Source organism: Rhizobacter sp. P2_G4 (assembly GCF_056403575.1).
The window spans coordinates 87,964-114,464 of sequence record NZ_JBFUFG010000013.1 but is presented as its reverse complement, the minus strand read 5'-3'; the positions used below and the strand labels follow the sequence as shown (position 1 = coordinate 114,464).

21 protein-coding genes are annotated in these 26,501 nt (G+C 63.2%); 19 read left to right on the top strand and 2 right to left on the bottom strand.

Annotated features, from left to right (window positions below; genetic code table 11):
- Nucleotides 1-90 precede the first annotated feature (90 nt).
- The 6 genes from AC1DYS_RS28820 (at nucleotide 91) to AC1DYS_RS28795 (ending at nucleotide 11,939) form a co-directional block, all read left to right on the top strand.
- Nucleotides 91-2,574 carry a hypothetical protein gene (locus AC1DYS_RS28820; protein ID WP_477904970.1) on the top strand — a complete coding sequence of 828 codons (2,484 nt, stop codon included), beginning with the start codon at nucleotides 91-93 and terminating at the stop codon, nucleotides 2,572-2,574.
- A gap of 2 nt (nucleotides 2,575-2,576) precedes the next feature.
- Entirely contained in the window at nucleotides 2,577-6,824 is a 4,248-nt protein-coding gene (locus AC1DYS_RS28815) for a helicase-related protein (protein WP_477904969.1), read from the top strand.
- 7 nt (nucleotides 6,825-6,831) lie between these two features.
- On the top strand, nucleotides 6,832-9,045 hold the full coding sequence (locus AC1DYS_RS28810; protein WP_477904968.1) for a DUF8724 domain-containing protein: 2,214 nt from the start codon (nucleotides 6,832-6,834) through the stop codon (nucleotides 9,043-9,045).
- Nucleotides 9,046-9,242: 197 nt separating this feature from the next.
- Nucleotides 9,243-9,908 carry a phospholipase D-like domain-containing protein gene (locus AC1DYS_RS28805; protein ID WP_477904967.1) on the top strand — a complete coding sequence of 222 codons (666 nt, stop codon included), beginning with the start codon at nucleotides 9,243-9,245 and terminating at the stop codon, nucleotides 9,906-9,908.
- A 370-nt stretch (nucleotides 9,909-10,278) separates the two neighbouring features.
- Nucleotides 10,279-10,767, top strand: a complete 489-nt coding sequence (locus AC1DYS_RS28800; protein WP_477904966.1) for a hypothetical protein — start codon at nucleotides 10,279-10,281, stop codon at nucleotides 10,765-10,767.
- Nucleotides 10,768-10,778: 11 nt separating this feature from the next.
- Entirely contained in the window at nucleotides 10,779-11,939 is a 1,161-nt protein-coding gene (locus AC1DYS_RS28795; protein WP_477904965.1) for a hypothetical protein, read from the top strand.
- 600 nt (nucleotides 11,940-12,539) lie between these two features.
- Here AC1DYS_RS28795 and sctR read toward each other — a convergent pair.
- Together sctR and sctQ are read right to left on the bottom strand one after the other, a co-directional pair.
- Entirely contained in the window at nucleotides 12,540-13,199 is a 660-nt protein-coding gene (gene sctR, locus AC1DYS_RS28790; RefSeq protein ID WP_477904964.1) for a type III secretion system export apparatus subunit SctR, read from the bottom strand.
- Nucleotides 13,200-13,246: 47 nt separating this feature from the next.
- Complete coding sequence (gene sctQ, locus AC1DYS_RS28785) at nucleotides 13,247-14,350, bottom strand: type III secretion system cytoplasmic ring protein SctQ (RefSeq protein ID WP_477904963.1); 1,104 nt, start codon at nucleotides 14,348-14,350, stop codon at nucleotides 13,247-13,249.
- A gap of 291 nt (nucleotides 14,351-14,641) precedes the next feature.
- Between sctQ and sctV the strand changes: the two genes are divergently transcribed.
- The 13 genes from sctV to AC1DYS_RS28720 all read left to right on the top strand — a co-directional run bounded on the left by sctV (nucleotide 14,642) and on the right by AC1DYS_RS28720 (nucleotide 26,491).
- Nucleotides 14,642-16,717 carry a type III secretion system export apparatus subunit SctV gene (sctV, locus tag AC1DYS_RS28780; RefSeq protein ID WP_477904962.1) on the top strand — a complete coding sequence of 692 codons (2,076 nt, stop codon included), beginning with the start codon at nucleotides 14,642-14,644 and terminating at the stop codon, nucleotides 16,715-16,717.
- Between the two features lie 22 nt (nucleotides 16,718-16,739).
- Nucleotides 16,740-17,006: a type III secretion system export apparatus subunit SctS gene (sctS, locus tag AC1DYS_RS28775; RefSeq protein ID WP_477904961.1), complete on the top strand. Its 267-nt coding sequence runs from the start codon at nucleotides 16,740-16,742 to the stop codon at nucleotides 17,004-17,006.
- Nucleotides 17,003-18,730: a type III secretion system outer membrane ring subunit SctC gene (gene sctC, locus AC1DYS_RS28770; protein WP_477904960.1), complete on the top strand. Its 1,728-nt coding sequence runs from the start codon at nucleotides 17,003-17,005 to the stop codon at nucleotides 18,728-18,730. The genes sctS and sctC overlap by 4 nt, the downstream gene beginning before the upstream one ends.
- Before the next feature lie 2 nt (nucleotides 18,731-18,732).
- Complete coding sequence (locus AC1DYS_RS28765) at nucleotides 18,733-19,884, top strand: FHA domain-containing protein (RefSeq protein ID WP_477904959.1); 1,152 nt, start codon at nucleotides 18,733-18,735, stop codon at nucleotides 19,882-19,884.
- 124 nt (nucleotides 19,885-20,008) lie between these two features.
- Nucleotides 20,009-20,206, top strand: a complete 198-nt coding sequence (locus AC1DYS_RS28760) for a hypothetical protein (protein ID WP_047483803.1) — start codon at nucleotides 20,009-20,011, stop codon at nucleotides 20,204-20,206.
- Between the two features lie 117 nt (nucleotides 20,207-20,323).
- Nucleotides 20,324-20,758: a hypothetical protein gene (locus tag AC1DYS_RS28755; protein WP_477904958.1), complete on the top strand. Its 435-nt coding sequence runs from the start codon at nucleotides 20,324-20,326 to the stop codon at nucleotides 20,756-20,758.
- An 11-nt stretch (nucleotides 20,759-20,769) separates the two neighbouring features.
- The gene (sctJ, locus tag AC1DYS_RS28750) at nucleotides 20,770-21,549 is read left to right on the top strand and encodes a type III secretion system inner membrane ring lipoprotein SctJ (protein WP_477904957.1); all 780 of its coding nucleotides are present in this window, start codon (nucleotides 20,770-20,772) and stop codon (nucleotides 21,547-21,549) included.
- A 9-nt stretch (nucleotides 21,550-21,558) separates the two neighbouring features.
- On the top strand, nucleotides 21,559-22,227 hold the full coding sequence (locus AC1DYS_RS28745; protein ID WP_477904956.1) for a SctK family type III secretion system sorting platform protein: 669 nt from the start codon (nucleotides 21,559-21,561) through the stop codon (nucleotides 22,225-22,227).
- The gene (sctL, locus tag AC1DYS_RS28740) at nucleotides 22,209-22,838 is read left to right on the top strand and encodes a type III secretion system stator protein SctL (RefSeq protein WP_047483812.1); all 630 of its coding nucleotides are present in this window, start codon (nucleotides 22,209-22,211) and stop codon (nucleotides 22,836-22,838) included. Before AC1DYS_RS28745 ends, sctL begins: the two co-directional genes overlap by 19 nt.
- Before the next feature lies 1 nt (nucleotide 22,839).
- A complete protein-coding gene (locus AC1DYS_RS28735) occupies nucleotides 22,840-24,168 on the top strand; it encodes a FliI/YscN family ATPase (RefSeq protein WP_477904955.1) in 1,329 nt (442 codons plus the stop codon).
- 4 nt (nucleotides 24,169-24,172) lie between these two features.
- Nucleotides 24,173-24,655, top strand: a complete 483-nt coding sequence (locus tag AC1DYS_RS28730) for a hypothetical protein (RefSeq protein WP_477904954.1) — start codon at nucleotides 24,173-24,175, stop codon at nucleotides 24,653-24,655.
- A 12-nt stretch (nucleotides 24,656-24,667) separates the two neighbouring features.
- Nucleotides 24,668-25,447 carry a type III secretion system export apparatus subunit SctT gene (gene sctT / locus AC1DYS_RS28725; protein WP_047483816.1) on the top strand — a complete coding sequence of 260 codons (780 nt, stop codon included), beginning with the start codon at nucleotides 24,668-24,670 and terminating at the stop codon, nucleotides 25,445-25,447.
- A gap of 12 nt (nucleotides 25,448-25,459) precedes the next feature.
- Nucleotides 25,460-26,491 carry an EscU/YscU/HrcU family type III secretion system export apparatus switch protein gene (locus AC1DYS_RS28720; protein ID WP_477904953.1) on the top strand — a complete coding sequence of 344 codons (1,032 nt, stop codon included), beginning with the start codon at nucleotides 25,460-25,462 and terminating at the stop codon, nucleotides 26,489-26,491.
- The last annotated feature ends 10 nt before the right edge of the window (nucleotides 26,492-26,501 follow it).

The following is a 26,501-nucleotide window of genomic DNA, read 5'->3' as shown; positions in this document are numbered from 1 at the left end:
TCCACGAATTTCGCTGGCAAGGCTGCATACAGAGCAAAGATCCATCCCGAAGGTGCCGCCGCTTCGTTCCAGCCTTGGACTTCGAAACTGGTGGATCTGCTACTGCGCGCCGCGCGAGGACAAAAGGGGGAGGTCCACGTTGCGCTTGTGTGGCCGGGTCGGTTGGAAAGCGTGGCGTCACTCCATGCGCTGAGCACGCTCGAACTAACACTAGATACCCAGTTGGAGGGGTTGCGGACTCTGTTCTTCCCGGCACGATTCGACTCACATCGCGATTTTTCTGGCTGGCTCGTAGATCGCCCGCAGCTTGCTCGATTGTCGAGATCAGTTTTCAAGCTGTGCCCGGAACGCAATGTCTTTGTCCCAGAAGCCAAGACCTTCTCGAAGGCGAAGCTCTCTCTGCTGCAGGCCATCAACGACATCGAGTCTCACGCGGCGACTGAGCACCTTGTTCCGCATCCGATGATCGGGGAGATCGTTCCGACGTTCCTTTGGCAGGCTGGAGCTAGTAGCTGGACGTCCTACAAAGACCGCTTGCTAGAGCGGTCCCTGAAAAAGGTCAAGCCACTTTCGTTGAAGCAGGCGCTACGGGAATCCATCGAGGGCGGTCTTTCGGTTGCACAGACTGCCACCGACGCCCTGCTGGCCGCCCATCACGACACAAAGAGAGCGGACTGGCGCAGCCTCTTCACTCACTTGACCGCGTCGAAACGACCGGACGTTCTTCTTCTCGACGCCAGCTCTGCCGCAGCGCGCACGAACTTCCAAGCTGTAAGACGCATTCCAGAGTTCTTGTCGTTAGCAAGAGCGAAGGGTCTGACTAACAGGGATGCAGTCATCGTCACAGACGAGCCGCTTGCGTACTTCAGCCTTCTCGCTAGGCTGAAGGAGCTTCATATCAACGTGAAGTCTCGCCTCATCGTTCCCGCCGAGCCGACCGTTCCGTTCCTGTCGGCGCAGGCTCTACCAGCCGATTGGAGGCCTCAGGTCAGAAGCAATGCGCGCGTCACGCTAAAGGTTGTCGATCGGGATGCTTCGGGTGTGGCCAGCGCGTTCTACCGCATCGCCCACGAAATCAACCGCGATTCATTGGCGGCCAAAGCACTCACAGAGGCCGGCAACTACCTCATTCGCCTGTCGAACACCCCCGCTGGTTTGCGTGACATCGTTACTTACTGTTCGGATGTGGAGCTCAGCGAGTACGCCCGGGAGCGGCTTCGATGGTCGCACTTTGACGCGCAGATAAGAACAAGTCTTCAGACCGGTGGCTACGGACCGGTGGCGCATGACGTGCAGACAGCCCTCGATAGAGCGGAAAAGCTGCTCGACTTGTGGCACGAGCACACGCCAATGGCTTTGTGCCTGCGTGATGAGGTCAAGCTACTGGCTGAAAAGAAGTTGCGGTCCCTGCGGGTCATCGTGCCGAGTGATCGTTATGCAGCACTTGGCGAGATCTTCCTGTCAAGGGCGCTGGGGGAAGACTACGAGACAGTGCGGAGCCAGCTCACGTGGACGGCACAACGCCAGGCGGGAGAGATGCCGCGAACAACGGATCGAGACCACATCCTCTTTCTGGGACTCACGCCGGAAGTTGCCAGATATCTGGCATCCGATATCGGGACACCGCACGGTGCAACTGTGTTGGCGAGCTATCGCAGTGCCGAGACGTCTCTCTCCATGTTCAGCACGCTGAGCAACCTCGAGCCGCTGAAGCCTTTCCGAGGACGTCTCAAGCTCTTGGTAGAGGAGTTTGACAAGCGGCTGTCATCACTGGCCTCAAAGCTCAACCTGGAGCGCCTGGGTGACATCCGAACGACGTTCACCTTCGACAGTGGCCCACCTCCTTCCGAGGTTGTCGGAGAGGCGGCGGAGGCGAACCTCTGGCGCTTCACTCTCGAGGGGCGGGGCACAGCRTATGCGACAGGGCTTGTCTATCGGTACGACGAAGACGAAGACATTCCATTTGTTCGAACGCAGGCTGAACGCATTCAGGTCGATGACCTATTGTTCGAGATGTCCGACGACCTCAAGGAAGAGGTCGAAGGTGTTCTTCGAAAGAACAACGCCACCGTCGCGAAGTCCGTGAGCGACGAGCGGATGCTGCTAAGCCTGTATCACATGCACATCAAAGCGAGTGCTGCTGTGGTGGCCTCGGCCAGTTCACCACTGCGCCAGAGGGCGGAGGCTGTGCACAAGAAGATGCTTACGGTCGACCCTCGCGTAAAGGAATGCTCTGTCGAGCGCGTGATGTATTGGCTCGACGTTGGAAGAGACGACGGCAAGCCGCATGGCGCATCGGAGTTCGGATTCTTCAAGGTCTTCTGCGAGGCGCTGGGCATTCCTGAAGCGCAAGCCACGAATTACTGGGCCTATGTCAAACGTTCGCGCACGTTCAACCAGTCACTGGGTAGAGCATTGGCGGCGCAATACGCAGAAATTCTCTTCCAGCCGCAGGCTGCCCAGGTTTATCGGCAGATTCCCGCGGCGGACATTGGGCGTCTTCGAGCGATGGCTGAGGGCTGCGTCTTCCGGGTCATCTCGATCCGGCGACCGACTGTTTCGTCCAAGAGGTAGCGATGACCAATACTCCAGTTCTCGCGGAATCTCCGCACAACATCCATCAGACCGCGAAAGAAGCCGTAGTTGACAGCTTGCTGGGAAACCTGTCAGCACGCTTGGCAGGTCGTGGTGAGTACTACCGCTGGGTCATTGGCGCGAAGCCGAGCAGGGCGCTYCTCAGTGAGTTCATCGTGCCGATGCCCGAACCAGACCGAACCGAGGATGCGGAAGCCGACCCTATCAGGATCAGTGCTCACGGCCTCGACTTGCAGGTAGATGCGAACGCATTGACGACTCCCTTTTCTGTCTCCGTAACCGGGGCCGTATACGTCAGAGTCTTGCCCACATCCGACGAAGTGAAGCCAGGCGGGCCATTGAACCCCTCGTTTCCGTTGACGCCAGAAACTCATCGCGATCTTCGGGGTCGCATTCGCGAAGGATTGAAAGCCCTTGCCGCAGAGCTCGGCGGGCGTGATGCGCGCAAGCACAAAGACTGGTTCGAGCGTAGTCAACTGGTACGCAAGGAAGCCCATGGGGCACTTGGTCTGCCGTTCGGTGATACGGTCGATCGGCTGCCTGACGAAGCGCCCGACGACGTGCCCAAGGCCGAGAAGGTCGCTGACGACTCTGACGCCAAAGAGGACGAAGAGGAAACCGGCGACGATGCGCCCCCTCCCGCTTCGACCAGCGCCGATGGGTCGGGCAGCATTCCTGATAACCGAGTCCTCGAGGTTCCTCCGCCGCAGAAATGGTTGCGCCTTGACCTCAAGCTGCCGACTTTCGTATTGACTCTAGCGACCGCCGATGCTGACGTGGCAGCCGCGACAAAGGCACTGAAAACTTCGATCGATGACCAACTGAAGGCCTGGGCAGCGAGTTCGGATCCGACCACCGGTGGGAAACTTTGGGGCTTCCGACATGGGCGAAACATTCGGCCCTCTGACACGGGCAAGTGGAACTCTTACCTCGAGAGTGTCAGAGCCTCGAGCCTGGAGGCTGTTCTGCCGAACATCGAGCTGCAGTGGAAAGTGCAGATCACGGAAGACAGTCTCGATCCAACCCGACGCACTKTGCATCTGGCACTCGAGAACTGGTCGCGTCAGGAGCCAGCAAATCGCCTGAGGGAGTTCGAGCAAACATTCTTTCACCTGAGCGTGAGCGTGGAGCTCCCGACAAGCGCTCATCGCTGGTTGCGGCTCGATCGCGTTAAGCCGTCATACCGATACAACCGCTATCTGAAGTATCCGGCTCTCGGGTTCAACGGAGGGGTGGTTTATGCCGAAGCGTCCTCGGTCACAAGGCTGACGACGACTTGGACGCCGCGGTATGTGCTGCCTCGAATTGTCGCCACGGAGCTCAAAAGCAGGGGTGTCGACGCGAATATCCAGCGCCTGGCTCGGGAAGACAGCCTTGACGCGCTCAAGCCTTTGGTTAACTGCTATGCAGACTGGCTGAAGGAGGCAAGTCACACCCCGGTGGAAGACGGTATGGTCGGGCAGTCAGCCGAGGCCATCGCAGCTGAGAAAGAGAAACTTCGACAGGATGGCGAAGCATGGACCCTGGAACTGCGGGCCATCCAAGCCGGATTGAGTATCTTGGAGGAGTCGCGTAACCACTGGAAGGCGGCCGGTCCGCAATCGGATCCCAGGGCTGTGCCCTTCGAGGCCTGGGTGGCCATGAACGACGCGATGGCTATCGTGGCGAAGGGAAAGGGTTACGCCGATTGGCGCCTGTTCCAGCTCGTTTTCATCCTCTCCAGCATTCCGGCTTTCGTGACGCGCATGCCGCAGTTCGAGTCCTTCTACACGCCGGAGGTTGCCGAGCATTCGAATGCGGTGACGCTGCTTTATTTCGCCACCGGCGGAGGCAAGTCGGAGGCATTCCTTGGCCTGCTGGTGTACGTGCTGTTGCTCGACAGGCTTCGTGGAAAGCACCACGGGGTGAGCGCGCTCATGCGCTATCCGTTGCGTTTGCTGACGCTCCAGCAGGCGCAGAGAACGCTCAGGACTCTGGCCGCCGCGGAGACAGTTCGATTCGAACGCAAGCATCCTGGCGAAATCCTCTCGCTCGGATTCTGGGTCGGCAGCAGCAACACGCCGAACTGGCATCAAGATCCCGATGTCAATCTCGTGCCCAAGATCGATGATGCCGGGATTGATGAAGAACCCGCGCTGCTCAGGCAGCCTGCTTACGTCTCAGTTCGCGAGCGTTGGCTCAAGATAACCACTTGCCCGTTCTGCGCGAAGGACTCAACGGCGCTGCGGCGTTTTCCGGTTTTGGGCAACGCTCTCGGGCACGTTTGTACGAGCCCGAAGTCGGTGTGTTCATGGAACAAGCGCTTCGCGCATCCGCAACCTCTGCCGGTGTACATCGTCGACGAGGACATCTATGACTTTGCCCCTTCCGTCCTTCTGGGCACAGTGGACAAGTTAGCAGCGATCGGACAGTCGCAAGGAACGATTCGTCGCTTCTTCGGGATGTTCGGATTCGCGCCTTTGATTGCAAACGATTCGTCTCAGCGACTCTTCATCCCGAGGAAGCGCGCAGACTGGACTGGGGAGCCCGGAGTCAATTTCACCGGTCTGTTCCCGACGTATCCGACTGGGACGAAGCGCTTCTTTGACCCGTTCCCGTCGCTGCTGATTCAGGACGAGGCGCATCTGCTGGACGAGTCGCTGGGGACGTTCGCCGGGCTGTTTGAGTCTGCTCTCGAGGCTGCGTTCGACACGTTGGCGCCAATGCTCGGCAAAGAGCTTTCCTTCGCCCCTGGCACGACGACCAGGCGGCGAATCAAGGTGATCGCCGCCTCCGCGACCGTCAACGAGCCACAGCGGCAGATGAAGAGCCTGTACCAGCGCACGAGGACCGTTCAATTCCCCCACCCTGGTCCTTCGCTTTACAGCTCGTTCTACGCAAGTCCCATGGCGCCCGACTCTTCAGAGTTTGACGCTGACAGGCGGCTTCGCGATCCTTCTGACGAGGAAGGGCGGAGCCACTGGGCTCGCGTTTACCAGGCGCAACTGACCAATGGGCACCGTCACACGGTGGCGATGGCAGGTGTCTTGGCTCACTTCCACCTTGCCATCACGGAACTCTATGAGGAACTGCGAAGCGGAGACTCGATTCGTCAAGGTGTGGCGAAGGAGCGCCTACTGAGATGGTTGCCAGACGGGCCTCTCAAGCCGCAGTTTGTCGCGGCAATCAACGCCTGCTCGGCGAGCAAGCTGCTTGCACTGGTCTTCCTGCACCGCATCTCGCTGACTTACGTGACGAACAAGAAGGGTGGCGACCAGGTCATCGAGACCGAGCGTCTGGAGTTTGACCGTCTGCACGAAGAGGCGGGATTCCCCGCCGAGACACGCATTGAGTCCGACCTGATTTCGGGCGCGGTCGACGCAGCAGGCATCCAGCGGATCGTCAATCGCGCGCAGGAGAGACCAACTCCGAACAAGGAATACCCGGAGCTGGGAACACTCTTGCGGTCCATTGTTGCCACGTCTGCCGTATCGCATGGCGTGGACGTTGACGAGTTCAACTCGATGTTCTTCGCCGGCATGCCCTCGGACATCGCGGAATACATCCAGGCCTCGTCGCGCGTGGGCCGAACGCACGTGGGGTTCTCTCTCCTGGTTCCGATTCCGCAGCGTAGTCGAGACCGGTTCATCGTCGAGATTCACGACATCTTCCACCGCTTTCTCGAGCGCATGATTCTCCCGGCGGCGACCGATCGTTGGGCGGAGAAGGCGCTCGTGCGGGTGCTGCCGAGCTTCTTCCAGGAATACGTCTGCGGAGTGCGAGCTATCTCCAATGTCGTCACGGCCGCGACCACGGCGGAAAAGGCTACATGTCCCTCGTTTGTAGACGCGATGGAGGTCGAGGCCCAGCTCAAGAACCCCTTGTTCAAAGACGACTTGGTGAAGTTCCTGGGGAGTGCAATCGGATTGGACGTATCCCCCGCGCCGGACGGAGCGCCTCACTACCGGAGCCTCATCAAGCAGCAGGTTAGAGACATCGAGCTCGGCCTCGAAAACGCCCGACTTGCGAATAGCAAGCTCCGATACTTTCTGGAGAAGCTGAAGCTTGGCCAGCGTCCGATGACGTCCCTACGCGATGTTGATGAGCCGGGGCTGATTGTGGCCGGAGCCTTTGATGCGATGAATCGGCGAACGACGGAAGAAGCCGTCGGCAACGTCATGCAGTTCATACGGCGAGGGACGGGAGCTGATGTGGATGACACGAACCCAGCGCTAGAGGCGAAGGACTGAGGACGCTATGACGGCACCCAAAACAATGAATCGCTCTCGCAATCAGCTTGCGAGCTCCTACGCGCCTGGCAGCTTTTTCGCCTTCGAAGGTGGTGTTGGAGCGTGCATCGCCCAAGTCTCGCGCGTACAGCAAGTGGAACTGTCGCAGCCCACTCTGGACCAGCTCTACGAGCGCCTCGAGGAAATCGGTAGGTCCTGGTACGACATGGCTTCAAACTGTCGCGCCGCCGGGGAACCTCCTGTGCTGCCGCGGCAGTGCGTTGACGTCTCCTTGCTCGATTCGACATACAGCAATTTCCAGGTGATCGGTGAGGACAGGGTCCATTTCTGCCGGCCTTCCCAGATGGAGTATTCGCCGGCACCGCTCGCTTTTAGATGTCAGAACTGCGGACTGTTCAGGGACTTCGATTCTCTTGAGCATCTCGACGCACAGCTGGGCGCGATGGGGACGACACCGTGCCGCAACGCGCCTAAGCCCGGCCCCTGCAGTTGGAAGCAGCTCGACGTCCTGTTCGTTCATTGGTCGGGCAATTGGGAGCAGCCGTTCCCTGGCCAGTGGCAGTGGAGTTCGGAGGAGAAGAAGTCGGTCAAGCGTCGCGACCGCTGCGGCTGCGGGTCATTTGATTTCACCCTGAACAATCGATCAGCAGCCATCGGCAGCTGGTTCTTCGAGTGTGCGGCTTGCAAGCGACCGCTCTCGCAGCGCTGGTTGCAGAACGACAGGGCGACGCTCGACATCATTCGCGAGGGCATGACTGCGCAGCGACTTACAGAGGCCCGGATGCAAGTCACGCCCTATCGGGCGTCGAATGCCTACTACGTTCAATCCGACCTGTTCATCGATTTCAAGGACGGCGCGGCGGACAGACTCAGCCTCCTGCGGCCTGAGCGTGCCCCGGAGCTCCAAGACTTCATCGCGCGCCAGTACGGATTTCCGGCCGTCGAGCCGACCGATGCCGAGGTGGAAGAGGCGTGCGAAGGTGAGCCTAGCTTGCAGACGCAACTGGTCAACTTCAAAGCGCAGTGCGAGATTCTGAAAGCGGTCGGTCCGATGTTGTCGACGGCCTCGGGCTCGCTTCGGACAATTCTGGAGAGTTCGGTTGCCGGAGCGAGGCTTGGACGCCAGGCAGTCATCAATGAACTTCGAGCCAAGCAGATCCTGGTTCCGAAAGTGGACCTGCCCTCGGAGCTTGTCATTAAGCTGCGCAATCGACGGTCGCACTTCGCTTCAAAGTATGACCCGTTCAGGCTGTCGATCGAACATCAGACTTTGGACGACTCTCGGTTAGCAGTGAAGCGTCAGACGCTCGGAAAGCGACCTTTCGTGCCGTTCACGCAGTTGGACGAGGACTTGTCGCCGGTCACGACGTTCGAGAAGGAGAAGCAGGAGGCCGACGCTGCTCGCATGCTCAAGCTTCTTGGCATCGAGAGGATGGGCTTGATACGCGATTTTGAGCTGTGCAAGTTCAGCTTTGGCTATTCGCGAATGGAATCCGGGCCGGTGCTGCGCGACAAGCGCCACATGGATATGCCGGTTCGGCTGAACCTGTTCCAGCCGCTGCGTTTCGACAGCGGCTGGAAGCATCCCATCTATGTTGTGCAGCAGGCCAATGAAGCCGTCTACGTGAAGCTGGATGAAACGCAGGTAGTGGCCTGGCTTCGGGCACTGAACTGCACGGACATGGTGGAGCCCGCTCCCGGTCAGAAGCTCGGAGCGAGTCTGCTGCAGATGGCGCATCCGATGTCGGCGTTTCTCGATGGCCTCCCGATGAACGATAGGCCGCCACCCTACCTGTATGCCTACACCTTGCTTCACAGCTTCTCGCACATGCTGATAAAACAAATGTCGGAATACTCGGGTCTGGATATTGGCTCGTTGGGCGAGTACATCTTTCCCGCCGATCTGGCGTTCGTCGTCTACCGCAACGGCACCACGATGGACCTCGGCAACTTCTCTGCGATGTGGCGAAACGCTGGGATAGCGATGCTCCAAGCAATGCTGTCACCTAAGTCGACGCTGTGCGGAACTGGATCGCTTTGTTCTTCGCGAGGCGGAGCATGCCCGGACTGCCTCATGATCCCTGAGACCTCTTGCGTCGCTTCCAACAAGCTGCTCTCGCGCTCAGTTCTGCGTGGCACGGGTGACAGACCGAGGTTGGACCGTCGGGAGGGATTCATTACCCCAGGGTTCCTTGACCTCGTACAGGGTAGCGTTGCCTGATGCTGACTGAGTTCGACCGCCTTGCCGTATCGAGGCTTGCAGAGGTCGCGAGTGTCGCAGGTGCACTGCTTTGTGCCTTGGGGCGTTGCCCACCTGGGGCGGTCCACACAGCTTCCGCGCTGACAGCTCTCGCGCACCTTGGTCCGACAGAGGAGGCGCGTGCCCTGGAAATGTTTCGTCGGGGGCAAGCGATCAGCTTGTTCGAGCCATATGGGCCTGGATGGAGGACGGCCGCATCTCAGGAGACCCTGCTTCGCATCGGCCAAGCTCTTGAGGCGATTGCCTTTTACGTGTCGGAGGTTCATCAAGACGAGACTTTGGTGCAAGTGGTACTGACAAAGCCTCGCCGCCCCAACCAGCTTGAGGGCAGTCTCGCTGACCTTGGATGGAGGGCTACACAAGTCGAGCCGACTGATGAGGCGTTCATTCGGCTCGCTACGGTCGCATCTGATAGGTTGGTGGTTTGCAGTCCCTTCTTTGATCCATCCGGTGCACGCTGGCTTCAGCGGCTGTTCGAAGCCACGAAGCCAGGAGTTGAGAGGATCCTTGTTCTCAGGTACTTGAGCGAGCCGGGACACAGCAGCTATCCGAACGGCTATCCAGCGCTGGTACCGTGGCTTGGTAAAGAACACATCAAAGTCTTCGACTACGGATTGCGGAGGCCGGACGGGCGGTCTTGGGAAAGCTTTCATGCCAAGCTCGTATTGGCCGACGAGCAACACGCTTACGTGGGGTCATCGAATCTGAACGCAGCGTCGCTCGACTACTCGATGGAGATGGGCGCGCTGCTCCAGGGGAAGGCTGCTGGAGATGTTGCGACTGTCGTGAGAGCAGTTCTTGAAGTGGCTGTCAGAGTGATTTGATGACCACAATCTGCTGTGAGCGTCCCTCACCACGGTATCCGCCACCACGCATCTCGAAGCACGTGGTGGATTTCCGCTAGGAAACGATCGAACCAGTTTCTGTAAGGTCGGGCAGCATACGGCTTGCTGGTTCCGGATCACCGACCAGAGTTGCCGAAGGCTGCGAGGCTGCGCGCTGCGCGGTACTTCTTTCGTCGATGCCTTGCCATTGCATCAGGATATCAGCGGAGGAACCCCGGTCACCCTCCGGGCGTGGCGTAGGTGGCCTGCGCAGGTTGTCGACTCACTTCGGCTCTGCGGTTAGCAATGATCTCCATTGATGAGGAAGTTCACGTAGGCCTTTGCCAGTTTGGGTTTACATTCCGCCAGCATGGAAAATCACGCCGTACCTGTCCCTCCTTCGGCACTGCCAACCGAAGCGGCAAAGACAAGTGCCAAAGAATTTCGCTATCACGCGAAAGTCAGCGCATACGCTGGATGTCCTCCTGCCCCTGCAGCCGAGCCTCTGGGCGTTGGGTATCGGTTTGTGAAAGCCGATATTGAGGAAGAGAGCAACTGGCTACCCAGCTCTATCAAGAACCCGGCGGCTTGGAAAAACAAACCTGCAAAGGTATGTTGTTCAGCGTTGGCGCTGTCTATGTACTCAACTTTAGATGGCTTAGTGGCAGCCGCACGTGCTGGGGTTGATTCATCCCCAAACTTTCTGAAAAGGCTCGGCGATTATTACGCTCGGGTAAAACTCACTTCCGAGTGTGGGCGGCAGACCGTGCCAAGGGACAACGGCCATTTTGATCTGCATGAGTACACGTCGTTTGACCGCCAAGCTTCCGTGGTAGAGCATAAAGCTTTGGAGCTATGAAAGTGGCTCCCATGATTAAACTGTCTGACACCAGAGTAAAGGTGTCGACCATAGATAAACACCTGTTCATTTGCGACCTATTGGAGATTGAAGGCCCATTGCTGTCGCTCTATCGTGATAGTAAGCGCAGCTGGTTCTATCTTTGGTGTGATACCAACGGACTGGATCGAGAGCGATGGTTGATATTCGATGTAAGCCGCGGAGACTTTGCCGCCTATTTGGCGAAGAAAAGAACGCTACGGGACGTGCTCATAAAGTCAGCGAATATTCTTTGTCTCGAAGCATATTCAAGAGACAAGGATCCGGATGAGGTTCCAGAGGATGAGAGCCACAGCTCTCGAACGCTGCGCCGAGTCTCAGTTCAGAGTATTCAGCAATATTTGCCCAGTGTTAATTCACTCTTTCGTCCTGAATTTGCTCCCGATATTTCCCTGGCTCAACAGCTGCTTCCGGCTCGATATGAAGTGCCGATAGGTGGTGATTGGTTCATATCGGATCTCGATAGATTCTCACGAGCATATTCCAGCCTCTACGGCTTCTTCTATTGCACGAAACCTCGATTTGTTACGAGCGTCCGCGAGCGATTGAACAGAGCATTGCGTGCACCTTGGGGCGGCGGCTTCAGCAGAATCAATCTGTTTGATGGCTTGGCGAAATCGATTCCATCGTTGCACGACATGAAGATAAAGGAAATTGATTACGCTTCGCCAGGTACCGTCAAGATCGAAGCGCTTGCTTCTGTTGGCGTCGACATCCAAAGTTGCCTTGACGCGTTTATGACTAATCGAGTTGAGATTGACTCTTGCGTCAAGAAAGTAAATGTCGCTCTGTCGTCTGCGAAGGTGAGAAAGTCAGATTTGTCTGCCACGGCGGACGATTCGTTAAACTTGAGCGAAGAGCTTATTGAGCTGTTCAAGGATAATGTAATCCGCCTTGGATCGCTCATAAATTCGACTGATCAAATCTCAACTTTGCGAGATAGCTCCCCAAACAGCGTGGTAGCTGCAAAAGCTGTTCTTGCCCTGCTGACGCAGGTGACGCGCCTCGCCGAATATGAAACCGCGGGCATGTTGAACATGACGGGGCGAGGGGCAAACGCTGCCGCCTACGCAGCAACCGACGACTGGCTCGAAGACGATTCTTCAGTAGAAGAACCTCACCAAGCGACCTAGCTCGCGTAGCCGCGACGTAGCTCTTCACGGCGCTTTCTGGTTGCCGAGTTTGCCGGCCGCTTGTTGACTCGCTAGAGCACGGCCTGGTGTGGCGCCACTTCCCGGACTTCGCCCGCTTGAAAATCCGCGTGTCGGTGGTTCGGCTCCGCCCTTGCGAGATCGAACGACTCCTCAAGCTGGCGGCGTTCCACGCCACTGACCTAGCTGACGATAGGGCGGTTGCATCGGTCATGTCGAGCGCATTAGCGAAGCCGCCTCAGGCGCTTTGCAGCCGGATGCCTTGTATGCGCCCATCGACTCCTCGATCGATCGGCGCGCCGTTGAAGCACGCTCAGCCAGTGTTCCCGCGAGACCCAATTTCGAAGGCGAGATCACGCAGGATAACTTTTGGGGTAACCCATAGAGACCGAACTCGCGAGATCAAGCTCTGGTGCGGCTTTGCGCGAGATGTTCAATTGACGCCGGCTCTTGGGTTCCGCGAGGAACCATTTGTGATCAAGGCTCTGCGTCAATCAACGACTCAGGGCCTTTTTCACGTCCAGGTTCACTAGGCCGGACGTTGTCCGCATGGAAGCCACGGCTCTTGTTGAGCAGTGCCCCTCAGCGGTACGACAAGACCAATCCGTGAATCAGCCGCGTCCAGCCGTCGAGCATCACGAACAGCAGCAGCTTGAACGGCAGTGAGATCGTCGTCGGCGCGATCATCGACATGCCCAGTGCCAGGAGGACGGTGGCGACGATCAGGTCTACCACCACGAACACCAGGTAGATGATGAAGCCGATCTGGAAGGCACGCGTCAGCTCGCTGAGGGTGAAGCTGGGCACCAGCACCATGAAGTCGTCTGCCGTCAGCGTGGCTGCGCGCTGCGGTGGCCAGATGCTCTCGGCCGACTTCAGAAAGAACTTGCGGTCGCGCTCCTGGGTGTGCTTCTGCAAGAACTCTTTCACTGGAGCCTTCGCGGCGTCCATCACCGCCATGATGTCGTTCAGCCCCTCGCCCTTGGCACCCAGGTTGCGCCCGCGCAGCGCGTCTGACACCTCCATGCCCACCGGCGCCATGATGTAGATCGTGAGGATGATGGCGATGCCGTTCAGCACCATGTTCGGTGGTGTCTGCTGCAGGCCGAGCGCCGTGCGTAGCAGGCCGAAGACGATGACCAACTTGGTGTAGCTCGTGATCATCAGCGCCACGAAGGGCGCGACACCGAACGCGACGATCAGCGCAACCAGCGTCAGGGGTTCGGGAAGACCGGCACCCATGGCTCAGTGCCCCCCGCCGTTCGCGTCAACGACAACCGGCGGCCTGCTCACAGTTCGCTCGGCGCGAACTCGGACACGCGCACGCCGAGTTGGTCGCCCACCGCGACGAGATAGCCTTTGCCGAGCACATTGCCGTGCGCAACGATGCGCACCGGGCTGCGGTTCAGTGCATGCCCGAGTTCGAACACATGGCCGGGGTTCAGTCCCTTGAGTTCACCGAGCGACACCGAAAGCTCGCCGACCTCGAAGCGCAACGTGACTTCCAACGCGTCCAGCCGGTCCAGCGGCAGACTCGCAGCGGCGTCATCTTGGCCGGTGAGCCCGGCCTCGGGAGTGTCTCGGTTCATGGCGGTCTCTTTCGATTGCTGCAAGGTGATACGCGAGCCCTCAGCCAATCCGACCAGGCAGCGCCCGGCGGGCCCGCCCAGTTCGGCGGTGACGGTCAGGGCCGTGACCACRGACCCCCAGTGCTCGATGCTGATGATGTCGCCGGGTCGCACGCTGCCAATCTCGCGGAGGCTGATGTGGCTGCGGCCCACCACGAAGGGCAGCGGGATGCGCAGCCAGTCGAGTGAGGTCGATGCACGGCCCGTCGCGGCGTGACGAGGTGCCGCAGCCAGCAACGTCGCGAACGCTTTGTCGTCGTCGAACAGCAGGTGCCCGGCGTGTGTGCCATCGGCGCCTGCCAACGTGAAGCATGCAGCGCGCTCGATGAGCTCAGCGGCCACCGGCGCGGTGGCCGCTGACGACTCGGGTGGTGCCCACTCGAAGCGCAGGTGGAACGTTTTCTCCAGTGCATCGGCCACGGGGTGCAGCGCATCGGCGAGCAGCACGTAGCACAAGTCGCGTGGCAGCAGGTCGATCCGCCGTTCACCCAGCAGCGCTGCGAGCAGCGGCACATCGAGCGCCAGCCAGCCGGTGTGCGAGCCGATGCGAAAGCGATACGGCATGCGCGAGTCGAGACCGATGGACCACACGTCTCTGCTCGGGTAGCTCCATCGCAATTGCCATGGCTGACCGCGCAGCATGAGCGGCAAGGCTGCGGCGCGCCCATACAGGCCGTTGATCGCGCGGACCAGGGCGGTCTCGGCGCGCGGCAGCGTGGGCGCTGCACCCAGTTCGAGCACGTCTTCTCGGGTGATGGTCAGCATGTCTTGCGGTGTGGTTCGAGCGAGCGTCTCCATCGCACCCGAGGTGCGCGGCACAGCACATCGCTTCGCGAAAGCTGTGAAACTTTTCACGATGTGCGGTGAGGTCAGCGTACCCAAACGAAGGCGAATCAGGAACTACGCAAAACCGTAGTGCCGCGTTTGCAGCCAATCGGCGACTACGGAAATTCGGTGTTGCTGCCGAACGCAGGCAGGCCATAGAGTCCGCCGGCACCGATGGAATTCGTGTCAAACGTCACGGATTCGCGTTGGTGCATCGAGGCTCACGCAACCATGGCCACACCCACCGATTCGCTTCCATCCGGCAACCGCCTGCGCGGCTGGCTCGGGTTGGCCAGCCGGCAAAACGACCTGGCACTGGCCGGGTTGTTGGTGGCCATCGTTGCGCTGTTCGTACTGCCGCTGCCCACGCCGCTGCTCGACCTCTTGATCGCCACGAACCTCGCCGTGAGCCTGGTGCTGCTGATCGTGGCGATGTATGTGCCGTCGGCGCTGTCGCTGTCGACCTTCCCGTCGCTGCTGCTCTTCACCACGCTGTTCCGGCTGGCGCTGAACATCGCGTCGACCAAGCTGATCCTGCTGCATGCCGATGCTGGCCACATCATCGACACCTTCGGCAAGCTGATCGTCGGCAACAACGTCGTCGTCGGTGCGGTGGTGTTTCTCATCATCGCCATCGTGCAGTTCATCGTGATCGCCAAGGGCTCTGAGCGCGTGGCCGAGGTGGCAGCCCGCTTCGCGCTGGACGCGATGCCCGGCAAGCAGATGAGCATCGACGCCGACGTGCGCGCCGGGGTGCTCTCGTCGGCGCAGGCGCAGGCACGCCGGCGCCTGCTGGAACAGGAATGCCAGCTCCACGGGGCCATGGACGGCGCGATGAAGTTCGTCAAGGGCGACGCCATTGCAGGCATCCTGATCGCCATCGTCAACATCCTCGCGGGCATCGCGATCGGCACGCTGATGCTCGACATGAGCGTGGGCGCCGCGGTGCAGCGCTTCGCCATCCTGACGGTGGGCGACGGCATGGTGTCGCAGATTCCGTCGTTGCTCGTCTCCATCGCCGCGGGCATCGTCATCACGCGTGTGGGTGGTGATGCCGGCACCGGGGCCGATACGCAACTCGCACGGCAGATCGGCCGGCAGGTGCTCGCCTATCCGCGGGCGCTCATCGTGGCCGGCCTGGCGCTGGCCAGCTTTCTGCTCGTGCCCGGCTTTCCGAAATGGGTGTTCGGCTCGCTGGCGCTGGTGGTCCTGGGGACGGGCTTTGCATCGCGGGCGCTGCGCCGTCGCCGCCATGTCTCCGACTGGATCTCGCATCCCGAAGGCGATGAAGCCGACACCGCATCCAATGACGACGCCCTGGCATCGCCGCTCGCTGTGCATCTGGCGCAAGGCCTGCGCGGCGGCGTCGACCGCTACCTGCTGGACCAGCGCCTGAGCGCGGTGAAGTCTGCTCTCGAAGCCGAGCTGGGCCCGGTGTTCCCGCGCTTGCGCATCGTTCATTCGGCCGCTGTGGCGGAGCCCTGTGGCTACCAGGTGCTGGTGCAGGACGTGCCCGTCGCACGCGGAACGCTGCGCCCCGGCTGGCGCATGCTCGATGAAGCCGAGGCCGCCACGCCACCAGCCGGTGCCGAGGTGGCCGAGCCCTTCGGCCCGTTCGCGCGGGTGGTGTGGGTGCTGGAGTCGTCTGCAGCGTCCGGCCTGCAAGGTCACGACGTGATCGCGGCGCACGTGGAGCATGTGGTGCGCCGCCACGCGCCGCAGCTCATCGGCCTGCAGGAGGTGCAGCGGCTGTTGCACACGGTGCAGCGCGACGCGCCCGATCTGGCAGCCGAGGCGGCGCGCGTGGTGCCGCTGCAGCGCATCGTCGAGGTGTTGCGCCGGCTGCTGCAAGAGGGCATACCGATCCGCAACCTCAATGCCATTCTCGAAAGCCTGGTGATCTGGGCGCCCAAGGAATCCGATGTGATCGCGCTGACCGAGCTCGTGCGCATCGGCATGGGCCGGTACATCACGAGCCGCTACGTCGGGCTCGATCGGCGGCTCGAGGCCATCCTGTTCGAAGCCAGCCTGCTCGACCGCGTGCAGGACGCCGTCGAGCGCGGCCCGCGCGGCAACCTGCTGCTGCTCAGCCCCGCCGTCACGCAGGACATCCGCGAGCAGGTGCGCCGCATCGTCGACAACGCGGCTGGCCGGGTGGTCGCCGTCACCTCATCCGACGTGCGGCGCTACGTGAAGACCTTGCTGGAACCGGTGGCGCCGCAGCTGGTGGTGCTGTCGTACCAGGAAGTCGACGACGACGTCGCGCTGCAGCCGGTCGGCTGGATCGCCAACCCGAAAGCTGCATGAACTGCCGCATGAGACCAGCTGCATGACGCCAATCGAACTGCTCGACTTCACACGCGACGGACTGCTCGTCGTGCTCTGGGTGGCGCTGCCCGTGGTGGCGGTGTCGACCCTGTCGTCGGTGATCGTGGCTGTGCTGCAAGCGGTCACGCAGATCCAGGACCAGAGCATCGGCCAGTCGATCCGCCTGATCGCCGTGATGTTCACCATCGTCATCACCGCGGGCTGGCTGGGCCGCGACGTGTTGCGTTTCGCCGAGCGTGCCTTTCACACCCTGAGCCAGCTGCCATGACGCCCTTGCCGCACCACCTGCTTGCTCATCGCCGTGCATGGGGCATGGCCTTGCTGATGCTCGGTCTGTGGCTGCTGCAGGCACACGCCGTGGTCCACGCGGCCGAAGTGCGCTGGAAGGGCCGCACGCTGAACATCGTCGCCAACGACAAGCCGCTGGCCGACTTTCTTCGCGAGGTGGCGGCTTCGCAGGGGCTCACCGCCGTCATCGACCCGAAGATCAACGGCGTGATCAGCGGCAAGTTCACGATGCAGGCGCAGAACATTCTCGACAGCCTGTGCTCCACCTACGGACTGACCTGGTTCTACGACGGCGCGTTTCTCTACATCGACCCGGCCAGCGAGGCGCGCACTGAGGTGCTGCCGCTGTCCAGCGGCAGCGCGGCCAGCGTCACGCAGATGCTGGCGCGGCTGCGCATTGCTGACAGCCGCTACCCCGTCGTCGCCAGCGAGCGTGAAGGCGGGTTGGTCGTCTCCGGCCCGCGCCGCTACGTCGACATGGTTCGCCAGGCCGTGAAGCTGGCCGACCAGAAGGCGGCCCTCGCCGACTACGCAGAGGTGCGGCTGTTTCCGCTCAAGTACGCGTGGGCCGGCGATGTGCGCGTGAACCGATCCGGCAAGGAAACCACCGTGCCCGGCGTCACCAACGTGCTGCGCAGTCTGTATGGCCGCAAGCAGCAGCAGGGCTCGGGCACCGATGCGCGTAGTGGGAACAGCGCTCCCTTTCGCGTCGGTCCCACGCGGCAGATCCGCATGGGCTCGGGCGAGACGCTCAGCGCACCGAAGATCGAGATGGGCACGGCCGCATCGGCCAGCTCCACCGAAGACAGCACCCTCAGCAGCTTCGTGCCCAGCAACGAGCTGCCGCAGTTTCATGCCGACACGCGCATGAACGCGGTGCTGGTGCGCGACCTGCCCGACCGCATGGCGCAGTACGAGCGGCTCATCGAGTCCATGGACAGCCGCCCGCGCCTGATCGAGATCGAGGTCACGATCATGGACATCAGCAGCGACACGCTCGACGCGCTGGGCGTCGACTGGCGGCTGCACGGTCGCCACGGCGACGCGCAGATCGGCAACGGTGCCAACCCGCCGCTCACCTGGGGCAACGCCACCACCGAAGCTGGCCAGACCCGGGCGACCACGCCGCTCGGTGGCGTCTTCACGGCCTCCATCGGCAATGAGCTGCGCAACTTCTTGCTCGCCCGCGTGAGTGCACTCACCAAGACGGGCACGGCCAACTTCGTCGCGCGGCCGAAGGTGCTGACGCTCAACAACACCGAGGCGGTGCTCGAGAACCTGAGCGAAGTGCATGTGCGCGTCGACGGGTTCCAGGATGCAGCGCTGTTCACCCTCACTGCCGGCACCTCGCTGCGCGTGACGCCGCTCATCGTCGACGAAGCGGCCCAGCGCAGCATGATGATGTCCATCGACATCGCCGACGGCGACCTCAGCCCGGCCAGCGTCGACAGCATTCCCGTCATCCGCCGCCGCACGGTCAACACGCAGGCCATGGTCGACGAGGGCCGGAGCCTGCTGATTGCCGGCTTCTCATCGGAAGAGACAGTCAATGCCGTGACCGGTGTGCCCTTGCTGTCCAGCGTGCCCTTGATCGGCAACCTCTTCAAGCACACCGAGAAGACGCAGACCAACATGGAGCGCTTCTATCTGCTCACGCCGCGGCTGGTGATGCCGGCCGTGGCGCAGGTGGCGCCCGGGGGATGAGCATGAACACGCAGCCGTCATCCCCGCCTTCGCAAACAACCGCGGCCCCGGCCTCGTGGTGCCTGCGCTTTCTCAACGGCGCCTTGCGTGGGCGCACGCTGGCGCTCAAGCCCGGCGCCAACTTCGTCGGCTCGACGGGTGAATGCGATGTGATGCTGCCTGGGGGCGACGTGCTGCCGCAGCACCTGGTGTTCAACGTGGGCGAGCTGGTGGTGTCGGTGCAGAAGCTCGGGCCCGCCACGGCCGAGCTCAACGGCGAGCCGATGCAACAGCCGCGGCGCAGCCTGGTGGCCGGCGACGTGTTGCGGGTCGGCGACTTCGAGTTCCAGCTCGATCGTGTGTACGCGGCGCTGGAGCCCGAAGACCGCATGTTCGCGGGTCCCGAAAGCATGTTGCCGCCGGCGGCCAACGAATCGCAGAGCCCATCCGCGCCCGAGCGGCGGCCGCTGCGCTGGCTGGGCGCAGCCGTGGTCGTCTTGTCGTTGGCAGGCATCGGCGGCTTGTCGGCATGGAGCGGGAGCGACGGGCGCCGCGGTGAACCAGTGGCCGATCTGCTCGGGGTGGAGCAGGCGCTGAAGACCTTCCCCGAGGTGGAGGCAGTGGCCACGCCGGGTGGCGGTGTCAACGTGCGCGGCTATGTCGAGTCCCGCGCTCGCCGCCAGGCTTTGCAGCAGGCGCTGGCGCCGTTTGGCGCGGCGGTCGGCATCAGCGTGGTCAGTGCCGAAGAGATGGTCGAGCAGGCCCGCCGTTTCGTGAGCGACCCCGGCGTGACGATCGCGTACGCAGGCAGTGGGCGGCTGGTGGTGTCGGGCACGGTGGAAGACGACGCCGTGCGCCAGCAGATCCGCCGCCTGAGCGAAGACCTGCATCCCATGGTGCTGGTGTCCGACAAGGTGACGTACCGGCCCAAAACGGCGCGCAGCAACGACGAGGGCGCCGATGCGCGCGCGCAATGGGCGGCCTGGCAGAACATGCTGCCCGCGCGCATGGTGGGCATCACCGAAGACGCCAATGGCTTGAAGCACATCCAGCTCGCCAACGGCACGCGCTACTACGAAGGCGCGCTGCTGAAATCGGGCGCCGAGTTGACGCGCATCGATGCCGACGGGCTCGTGCTGAGCGGCGGCCAGCCGCCGACCAAGGACCGCAAATGACAGCGACTTTGCAGGCGTGCCCTGCACGCCGCACACCGAATTTCGCGCAGCTGCGCGGAATGCCCGGCACTCCAGACGCCGGGTTTCTGATGGCACTTTGTTCACTATCAACCAGGAGTAAGACATGGCAGCAGATCCCATCGCCTCGATGCAAAAAGCCGCAGCCGACAACGCCATCTTGATGGCCACCAGCACCCAGGTGTCGACGGCCATCCAGGGTGCCGCCTCGGCGGCGCACACGATCACCGGGGGCAACGCCGCCGCCGGTGAAGTGGCCAAGGCCACCGCGAACGACATTCGCCAGTCCGCGAAATCGTCTTGAGCGCGTGACAGGCAGTTGGCTGGCGGCATCGGCCGGTGCTCCAGCCAAGCTCGTTCGATTGCCGGGCTCCGGCACCGCCGTGGTGGTGCCGTCCCCTTCTTTTCTGGGAGACGCAGCATGACCGACCCAGTTGCCCTGAGCGCCGTGGCGCCCGCGGCCGAATCTCCCGCCGCTGTGGCGGCGCAGAACGCCTCACAGAGCGCATTGCAGAACGCCCCTTCGCGTGCGCCGCAGCAGCTCGACCCGGGCGAGACCCGCATGTTCGCCAACATGATGCAAGGCACGCCGCAGGTGACGATGGCGCCGCCCAGCAGCCTGCGCGATTCCGCCATGGCTTACGCGGCCCAGTTCAACGGCAACGTGAAGTCGTATGAAGACATGCGCCGCAGCATGCTCGAGTCCGTCGACATGTCGGACCCGATCAAGACCATGTTCGTGATGACCGACCACTCGATGCAGGCGCACACCATGTTCGCCAAGCTGCACATCTCCACGGGCCTCGCCAGTGCGGCCACGAGCCTCTTCGGCACCTTGCTGAAGAACCAGCAATGAGGCACCACCCCATGACCCGCGCTCCCATCGCCGTGCTGCGCTGGCTGGCCGCGCTGGCGCTGCTCGCGGCGCTGGGTGGCTGCAAGGTCGGCCTCTATTCAGGCCTCAACGAACAGGAGGCCAACGAGATGGTGGCCGCGCTCACCAGCGACGGCATCGATGCCGATAAGGAGCGGCTCGAAAACAACCAGTGGCAGGTGCTGGTCGACAAGGGTGACCTGCCTGCGTCGCTCGACCTGTTGCGTGCGCAGGGGCTGCCCAACGACCGCTACGCCAGCATGGGCGACGTGTTCCAGAAGCAGGGCCTGGTGTCCACGCCCTCTGAAGAGCGCATGCGCTACATCTACGCGATGTCGCAGGAGTTGTCGCAGACGCTGCGCAAGGTCGACGGCGTGGTGTCGGCGCGCGTGCATGTGGTGATCCCGGCCAACGACCCGCTCAGCGACAAGATCCGCCCATCGTCGGCGGCGGTGTTCATCAAGCACCGGGCCGATGTCGACCTGCGCCTGCTGGCACCGGCCGTCAAAGAACTGGTGGCCCACAGCATCGAGGGGCTGTCGCACGAGCAGGTTTCTCTGTCTCTGTTCGAAGCGCGCCGTGCGCCGCCCAGCAAGGCCGCCGTGGCTGCGCGCAGCGGCATGGTGTTCGGGGTGATACCGACCCAGACGGCGATGGTGCTGCTCGTGCTGCTGATGGTCGCCGCCGCGTGCCTGATGGTGTTGCCCGGCTTGTTGCGCCGCAACGGCCTCGACTGGCGCACCTGGGTACGCCGCCAGGTCATTCGGCGCTGACAGCGTGCCATGGCCGAGCCCGCTCACGATCTGTTGCGTCTGGTGATGCGCTACAACCTGCACCCCGAGCTCGACCTCCACCCGAGCTGGTTGCCCGCCGACTGGCCCGCGCGCCATCGCCAGGTGGCACGCCTGGGCGTGGCGGGGCAGGGCGTTCTGTCGGATCTGCTGCGGCGCGATGGCGCCGGTGCTGGCGCTGCAGCTGGCGCGGCGCGCTACAGCTTCGATTCGCGCATGAGCCGCCTGGCGCTGATCGACGGCACTTCGCTGCGCCGGCTCGCCGCCTACACCGGCCTGTGCGCACATCAGCCGCTGCTGCGCCAGCGCGGCGTGGGCACGCAGCTGCGTCGCCAGGCGCGGCGCTTCGATGCCGACGCGGCCGATTTCGTCATCGAGCGCATGCCGCACCTGAGCGAGCTGCGCATGAACCTGTCGGCGTTGCAGCAGCGCCCGCACGGCGCCGGCCGCGTGGTGTTCGACCGCGGCTACCGCCTGCTGTTGGCGGCGCTGGCCGGCGAGGACGCCGCCGTCGTGCAGCGCGTGCAACGCAAGTTGCCCCGACGCGTGGCCGCGCTCAGCGTGCCCGCACTCGCCCCTCGACAAGCCGCGCAGCTGCAAGAAGTGCTGCTGCAGTGCCTCATTCCCGAAAGGTTGGCCGCATGGGACTGGCTTTTCTGATCACCACCGAGAACCTGCAGCTGCTCAGCGAGCGCAAGGTGCTGAAGGAGTCGGAATACGCGGCGCTGCTCGATGCGGCGGCGCTGGTCGACGCCGCGCGCAAGGAGGGCGAGCGCATCGTGCGCCAGTCCACCCGCCAGGCCGAAGACAGCCGCCAGCGCGGCTACCGCGAAGGCTTCGAGGCCGCGCGTGCCGAACACGCCCAGCGCGTGGTGTCCGACGCGGTGGCCACCGAGCGGCAGCTGCGCGCCCTGCGTGCGGCCATGGCGCAGATCGTGGTCAAGGGCGTGGGGCAATTCGTCGCCGAGCTCGACCCCGGCACGCTGATCGAGCGCGCGCTGGAGAAGGTGGATGCATTGATCCGCCATGAGCCCTTCCTGAGCATGCGGGTCGCGCCGGCGCAGGAGCCGCTGGTGCGCAGCGTGGTCGAACGCTTGCAAGCCGACAACCGGCTGCCCGGCAACGTGACCTTGCAGGCCGATCCGCTGCTGCTGCCCGGTGCCTGCGTGGTGCAGTCGGCATCGGGCACGCTCGAAATCGGGGTCGACGCGCAGCTCGACGCCTTGCGCAAGGCCGTCGAGCGCCAGGGCGCTTCCCCCGGAGGCCGCTGAGATGGACCGCATGCAGGCCCGGCTGGGCGACATCGTGGCCGACCTCGAGCAGGCGATCACCCGCAGCCCCGCGGTGGGCATCCGCGGGCGCGTCAGCAAGGCCGTGGGCATGCTGATCCATGCGTCTGGCGTGCAAGCCCACGTGGGCGAGCTGTGCGAACTGGTCACGCCCGGCGAACCACCGCTGCTGGCGGAGGTGGTGGGCTTCACCGGCGGCACGGCCATCCTCACGCCACTCGGGCCCACGACCGGCCTCTCGGCCTTGACGGAGGTGATCCCGTCCGGCCGCGGCCATGTGTGCCCGGTGGGCGATGGGTTGCTCGGCCGGGTGTTGAATGCACTGGGGGAACCGATCGACAGCGCTGGCCCACTGGACGCGCTGGCCCATGTGCCGGTGCACCGCGAGCCGCTGAACCCCCTGCAACGCAAGATGATCGAGCGCCCGCTGCCGACCGGCATCCGCGCGGTCGACGGTTTGCTCACGCTGGGCGAGGGCCAGCGGGTGGGCGTGTTTGCACCGCCTGGCATCGGCAAGAGCACGCTGCTGGGCATGCTGGCGCGCGGCTCCACGGCCGACGTGAACGTGATCGCGCTGATCGGCGAGCGCGGCCGCGAGGTCAAGGAATTTTTGGAACACAACCTCGGCGCAGCCGGCCTGGCGCGCACCGTGATGGTGGTGTCGACCTCCGACCGCCCGCCGATGGAGCGCATCAAGTCGGCCTATGTGGCCACGACGATTGCCGAGCATTTCCGCGACCAGGGTCGGCGCGTGCTGCTGGTGGTGGATTCGCTGACGCGCTTTGCCCGAGCGCAGCGCGAGATCGGCCTGGCCAGTGGCGAGCCGCCCACGCGGCGCAGCTATCCGCCATCGATCTTCTCGATGCTGCCGCAACTGCTGGAACGTGCCGGCCCGGGCCTGCGCGGTTCGATCACCGCGGTGTACTCGGTGCTGACCGAAGGCGACGAAGAGAACGACCCGATTGCCGAAGAGGTGCGTTCCATCCTCGACGGGCACATCGTGCTGTCGCGCAAGCTGGCCGCGGCCAACCACTTTCCGGCGATCGACGTGCTGGGCAGCGTGAGCCGGGTGATGACGCAGATCGTGCCGCGCGAGCACCGCGCCGCGGCCGCGCAGTTCCGCGCGCTGATGGCGCGCCACCAGGAGCTCGAGATGCTGATCCAGATCGGCGAATACCAGGCCGGCAGCGACGCGCTGGCCGACCGCGCCATCGAGTCGCGCCCGGCCATGCAGGCGTTCCTGGCGCAGCCGCCGGAAACGTCGGTGCCGTTCGACAAGACCGAAGCCGCGCTGCGGCGTCTCGTGCAGTAGGGCGATGGACATCGACTGGAAGCTCCTCGTCCGAGTGCGCGAACAGCAGCGCACGCGTGCACAGCAGCGCGTCGTGCGCGAGCGCGAGGCCGCACAAGTGGCGCAGACGCGGGTGAACGAGGCACGCGATGCCTGGCAGCACGAGGTCGATGCGAGAAGCAGCCTATGGTCTGACCTGGAAACCGCGCCCGGCAGCCTGGACATGGCCAGCCTGCGCCAGGCCAGCGCGTGGAGCCGCACGCTCGACGGCCGCATTCTCCAGGCCGCCGCGGTGGCACAGCAGGCACATCTGGCGGCACAGCAACAACAGCAGCAGCTCGACGAGAGCCGCCGCGCCCTACGCGGTGCCGCGGGCGGCGTGCACAAGGCCGAGCAGATGCGCGACCGCGTGCGCACGGAGGGTTTGCGCGTGCAAGCCACGCGCATGGATGAGGCGGTCGAGGAGTCGGCCTCGCAGGCCTGGGCGCTCGGCCGCGAGCCGCACTGAAGAGGCCGCACCATGCTCGCCCCCGAACTGGCCGCCCTCGAAAGCACCGTCTCCGCGGCCGCGCTCACGCTGCCGCGGCTGACGGCTATCTTTGCGGTGGTGCCGTTCCTGTCGGGCCGCATGCTCACCGGCTTCGTGCGTGCCGGGCTGCTGGCGATGCTTGCGTTGTTCATGTCGCCGATCGCCGGGGAGATACCGCCGCTGTCCATCGGCATGTGGCTGCTGATCGCGAGCAAGGAAGCGCTGATCGGCTTGCTGCTCGGCCTGGGCTTCGGCATCTTCATCTGGGCCATCGAGAGCGTGGGCGACCTGATCGACTTCCAGACCGGCTCCAGCAACGCTGCGTTCTTCGACCCGGTGGCGGGCCATGAGAACGGGCCCACCTCCGAGTTCCTGGGCTGGCTGGTCATCACGCTGTTCGTGGCGGCCGGCGGGCTGCTCGCGCTCGTCGGCGTGATCGTGGATTCGTACCGCCTGTGGCCGGTGGCCTCGTTCTTCCCGAATGTGGGCAAGGTGCTGGAGGAGTTCGCCATCCGCCAGGGCGACACCCTGTTCCTGTGGATCGTGAAGCTTGCTTCGCCGGTGCTGCTGGTGCTGGTGCTGGTGGAGCTCGGCATGGGCCTGATCGGCCGGGTGGCGCCGCAGCTCAACGTCTTCGTGTTCTCGCAGCCGCTCAAGAGCCTGCTGGCCACGCTGATGATGATCCTCTTCCTGTACTTCGTGTACGAGTCTTTGCAGCAGTTCCTGCGCCCGTCCAACGGTGTGCTGGAGTTCCTTCGCCTCGCGTTGTAGGCGACAGCGAGCATGGCCGAGAAAGACCAAGACCCCACCCAAAAGCGCTTGCGCGATGCGCGCAAGCGCGGCGAAGTCGTCTTCAGCAACGACGTCTCGGGCACGTTCTCGTTCGTGGTCGTCGTCGCGGCGCTGTGGCTGGTGGGCGGCACGGCCATCGGCCTGCTGCGCGAGCTGTGGCGCCATGCCACCAGCCCCGAGGTGCTGACCCGGCCCGACGACCGCTTTGCCGAGTTGCTGACGCACACCACCGAAGTGCTGCTGTGGGGCACGCTCCCGCTGACCACCCTGGTGGCTGTGGCCGCCGCAGTGGGCTGCTTCGCGCAGGTGGGTGGCCTGGCAGCGTGGGAGAAGCTCAAGCCCGACGCCAACCGGCTCAACCCGGGTGAGGGCTTGAAACGAATCTTCTCCACGCGCAACCTCATCAACCTGCTGAAGATGCTCGTGAAGACGGTGCTGCTGGCCCTGCTGATGTTCGTCGTGATCAGGGGCTTCCTCGAGACCGCGATGAAGCTCGGCTATGCGCAGCCGCCGGCGGTGCTGCAGGTGGGTGGGGCCGCGCTGCTGACCATCTTCGGCTGGGCGGCGGTGATCTACGTCGTGATGGCGGGCGCCGATTACGCGCATGTGCACTACGAGTTCATGAAGCAGCAGCGCATGTCGATCGAAGAGCTGATGCAGGAGCACAAGGAGTCCGAAGGCGACCCGTTGAACGCCAGCCGTCGCCGCCAAGCTCACTTCGAGGCCATTTACCTGAGCCTGGGCGACCGCGTGCGCGCTGCCTCCGCGCTGATCTGCTCAGCCAACACCGCGGTGGCGCTGCAGTACCTGGGCGAGAAAGATCTGCCGCGCGTGATCGCGCGGGGTGAAGGTGAATTGGCCGCGCAGATGCGTCGCTTTGCCGGTGAAGCGCTGATCCCGATGGAATTCGACGCGGCTCTCGCTGGCCGCCTGTACGACGAAGTGCCCGAAGGGCAACCCATTCCGCGTTCGCTGTTCGAACCCGTGGCCACGCTGTTGCGCTGGGCCGAAGGGCGCGAGTAGCCACGCCGCA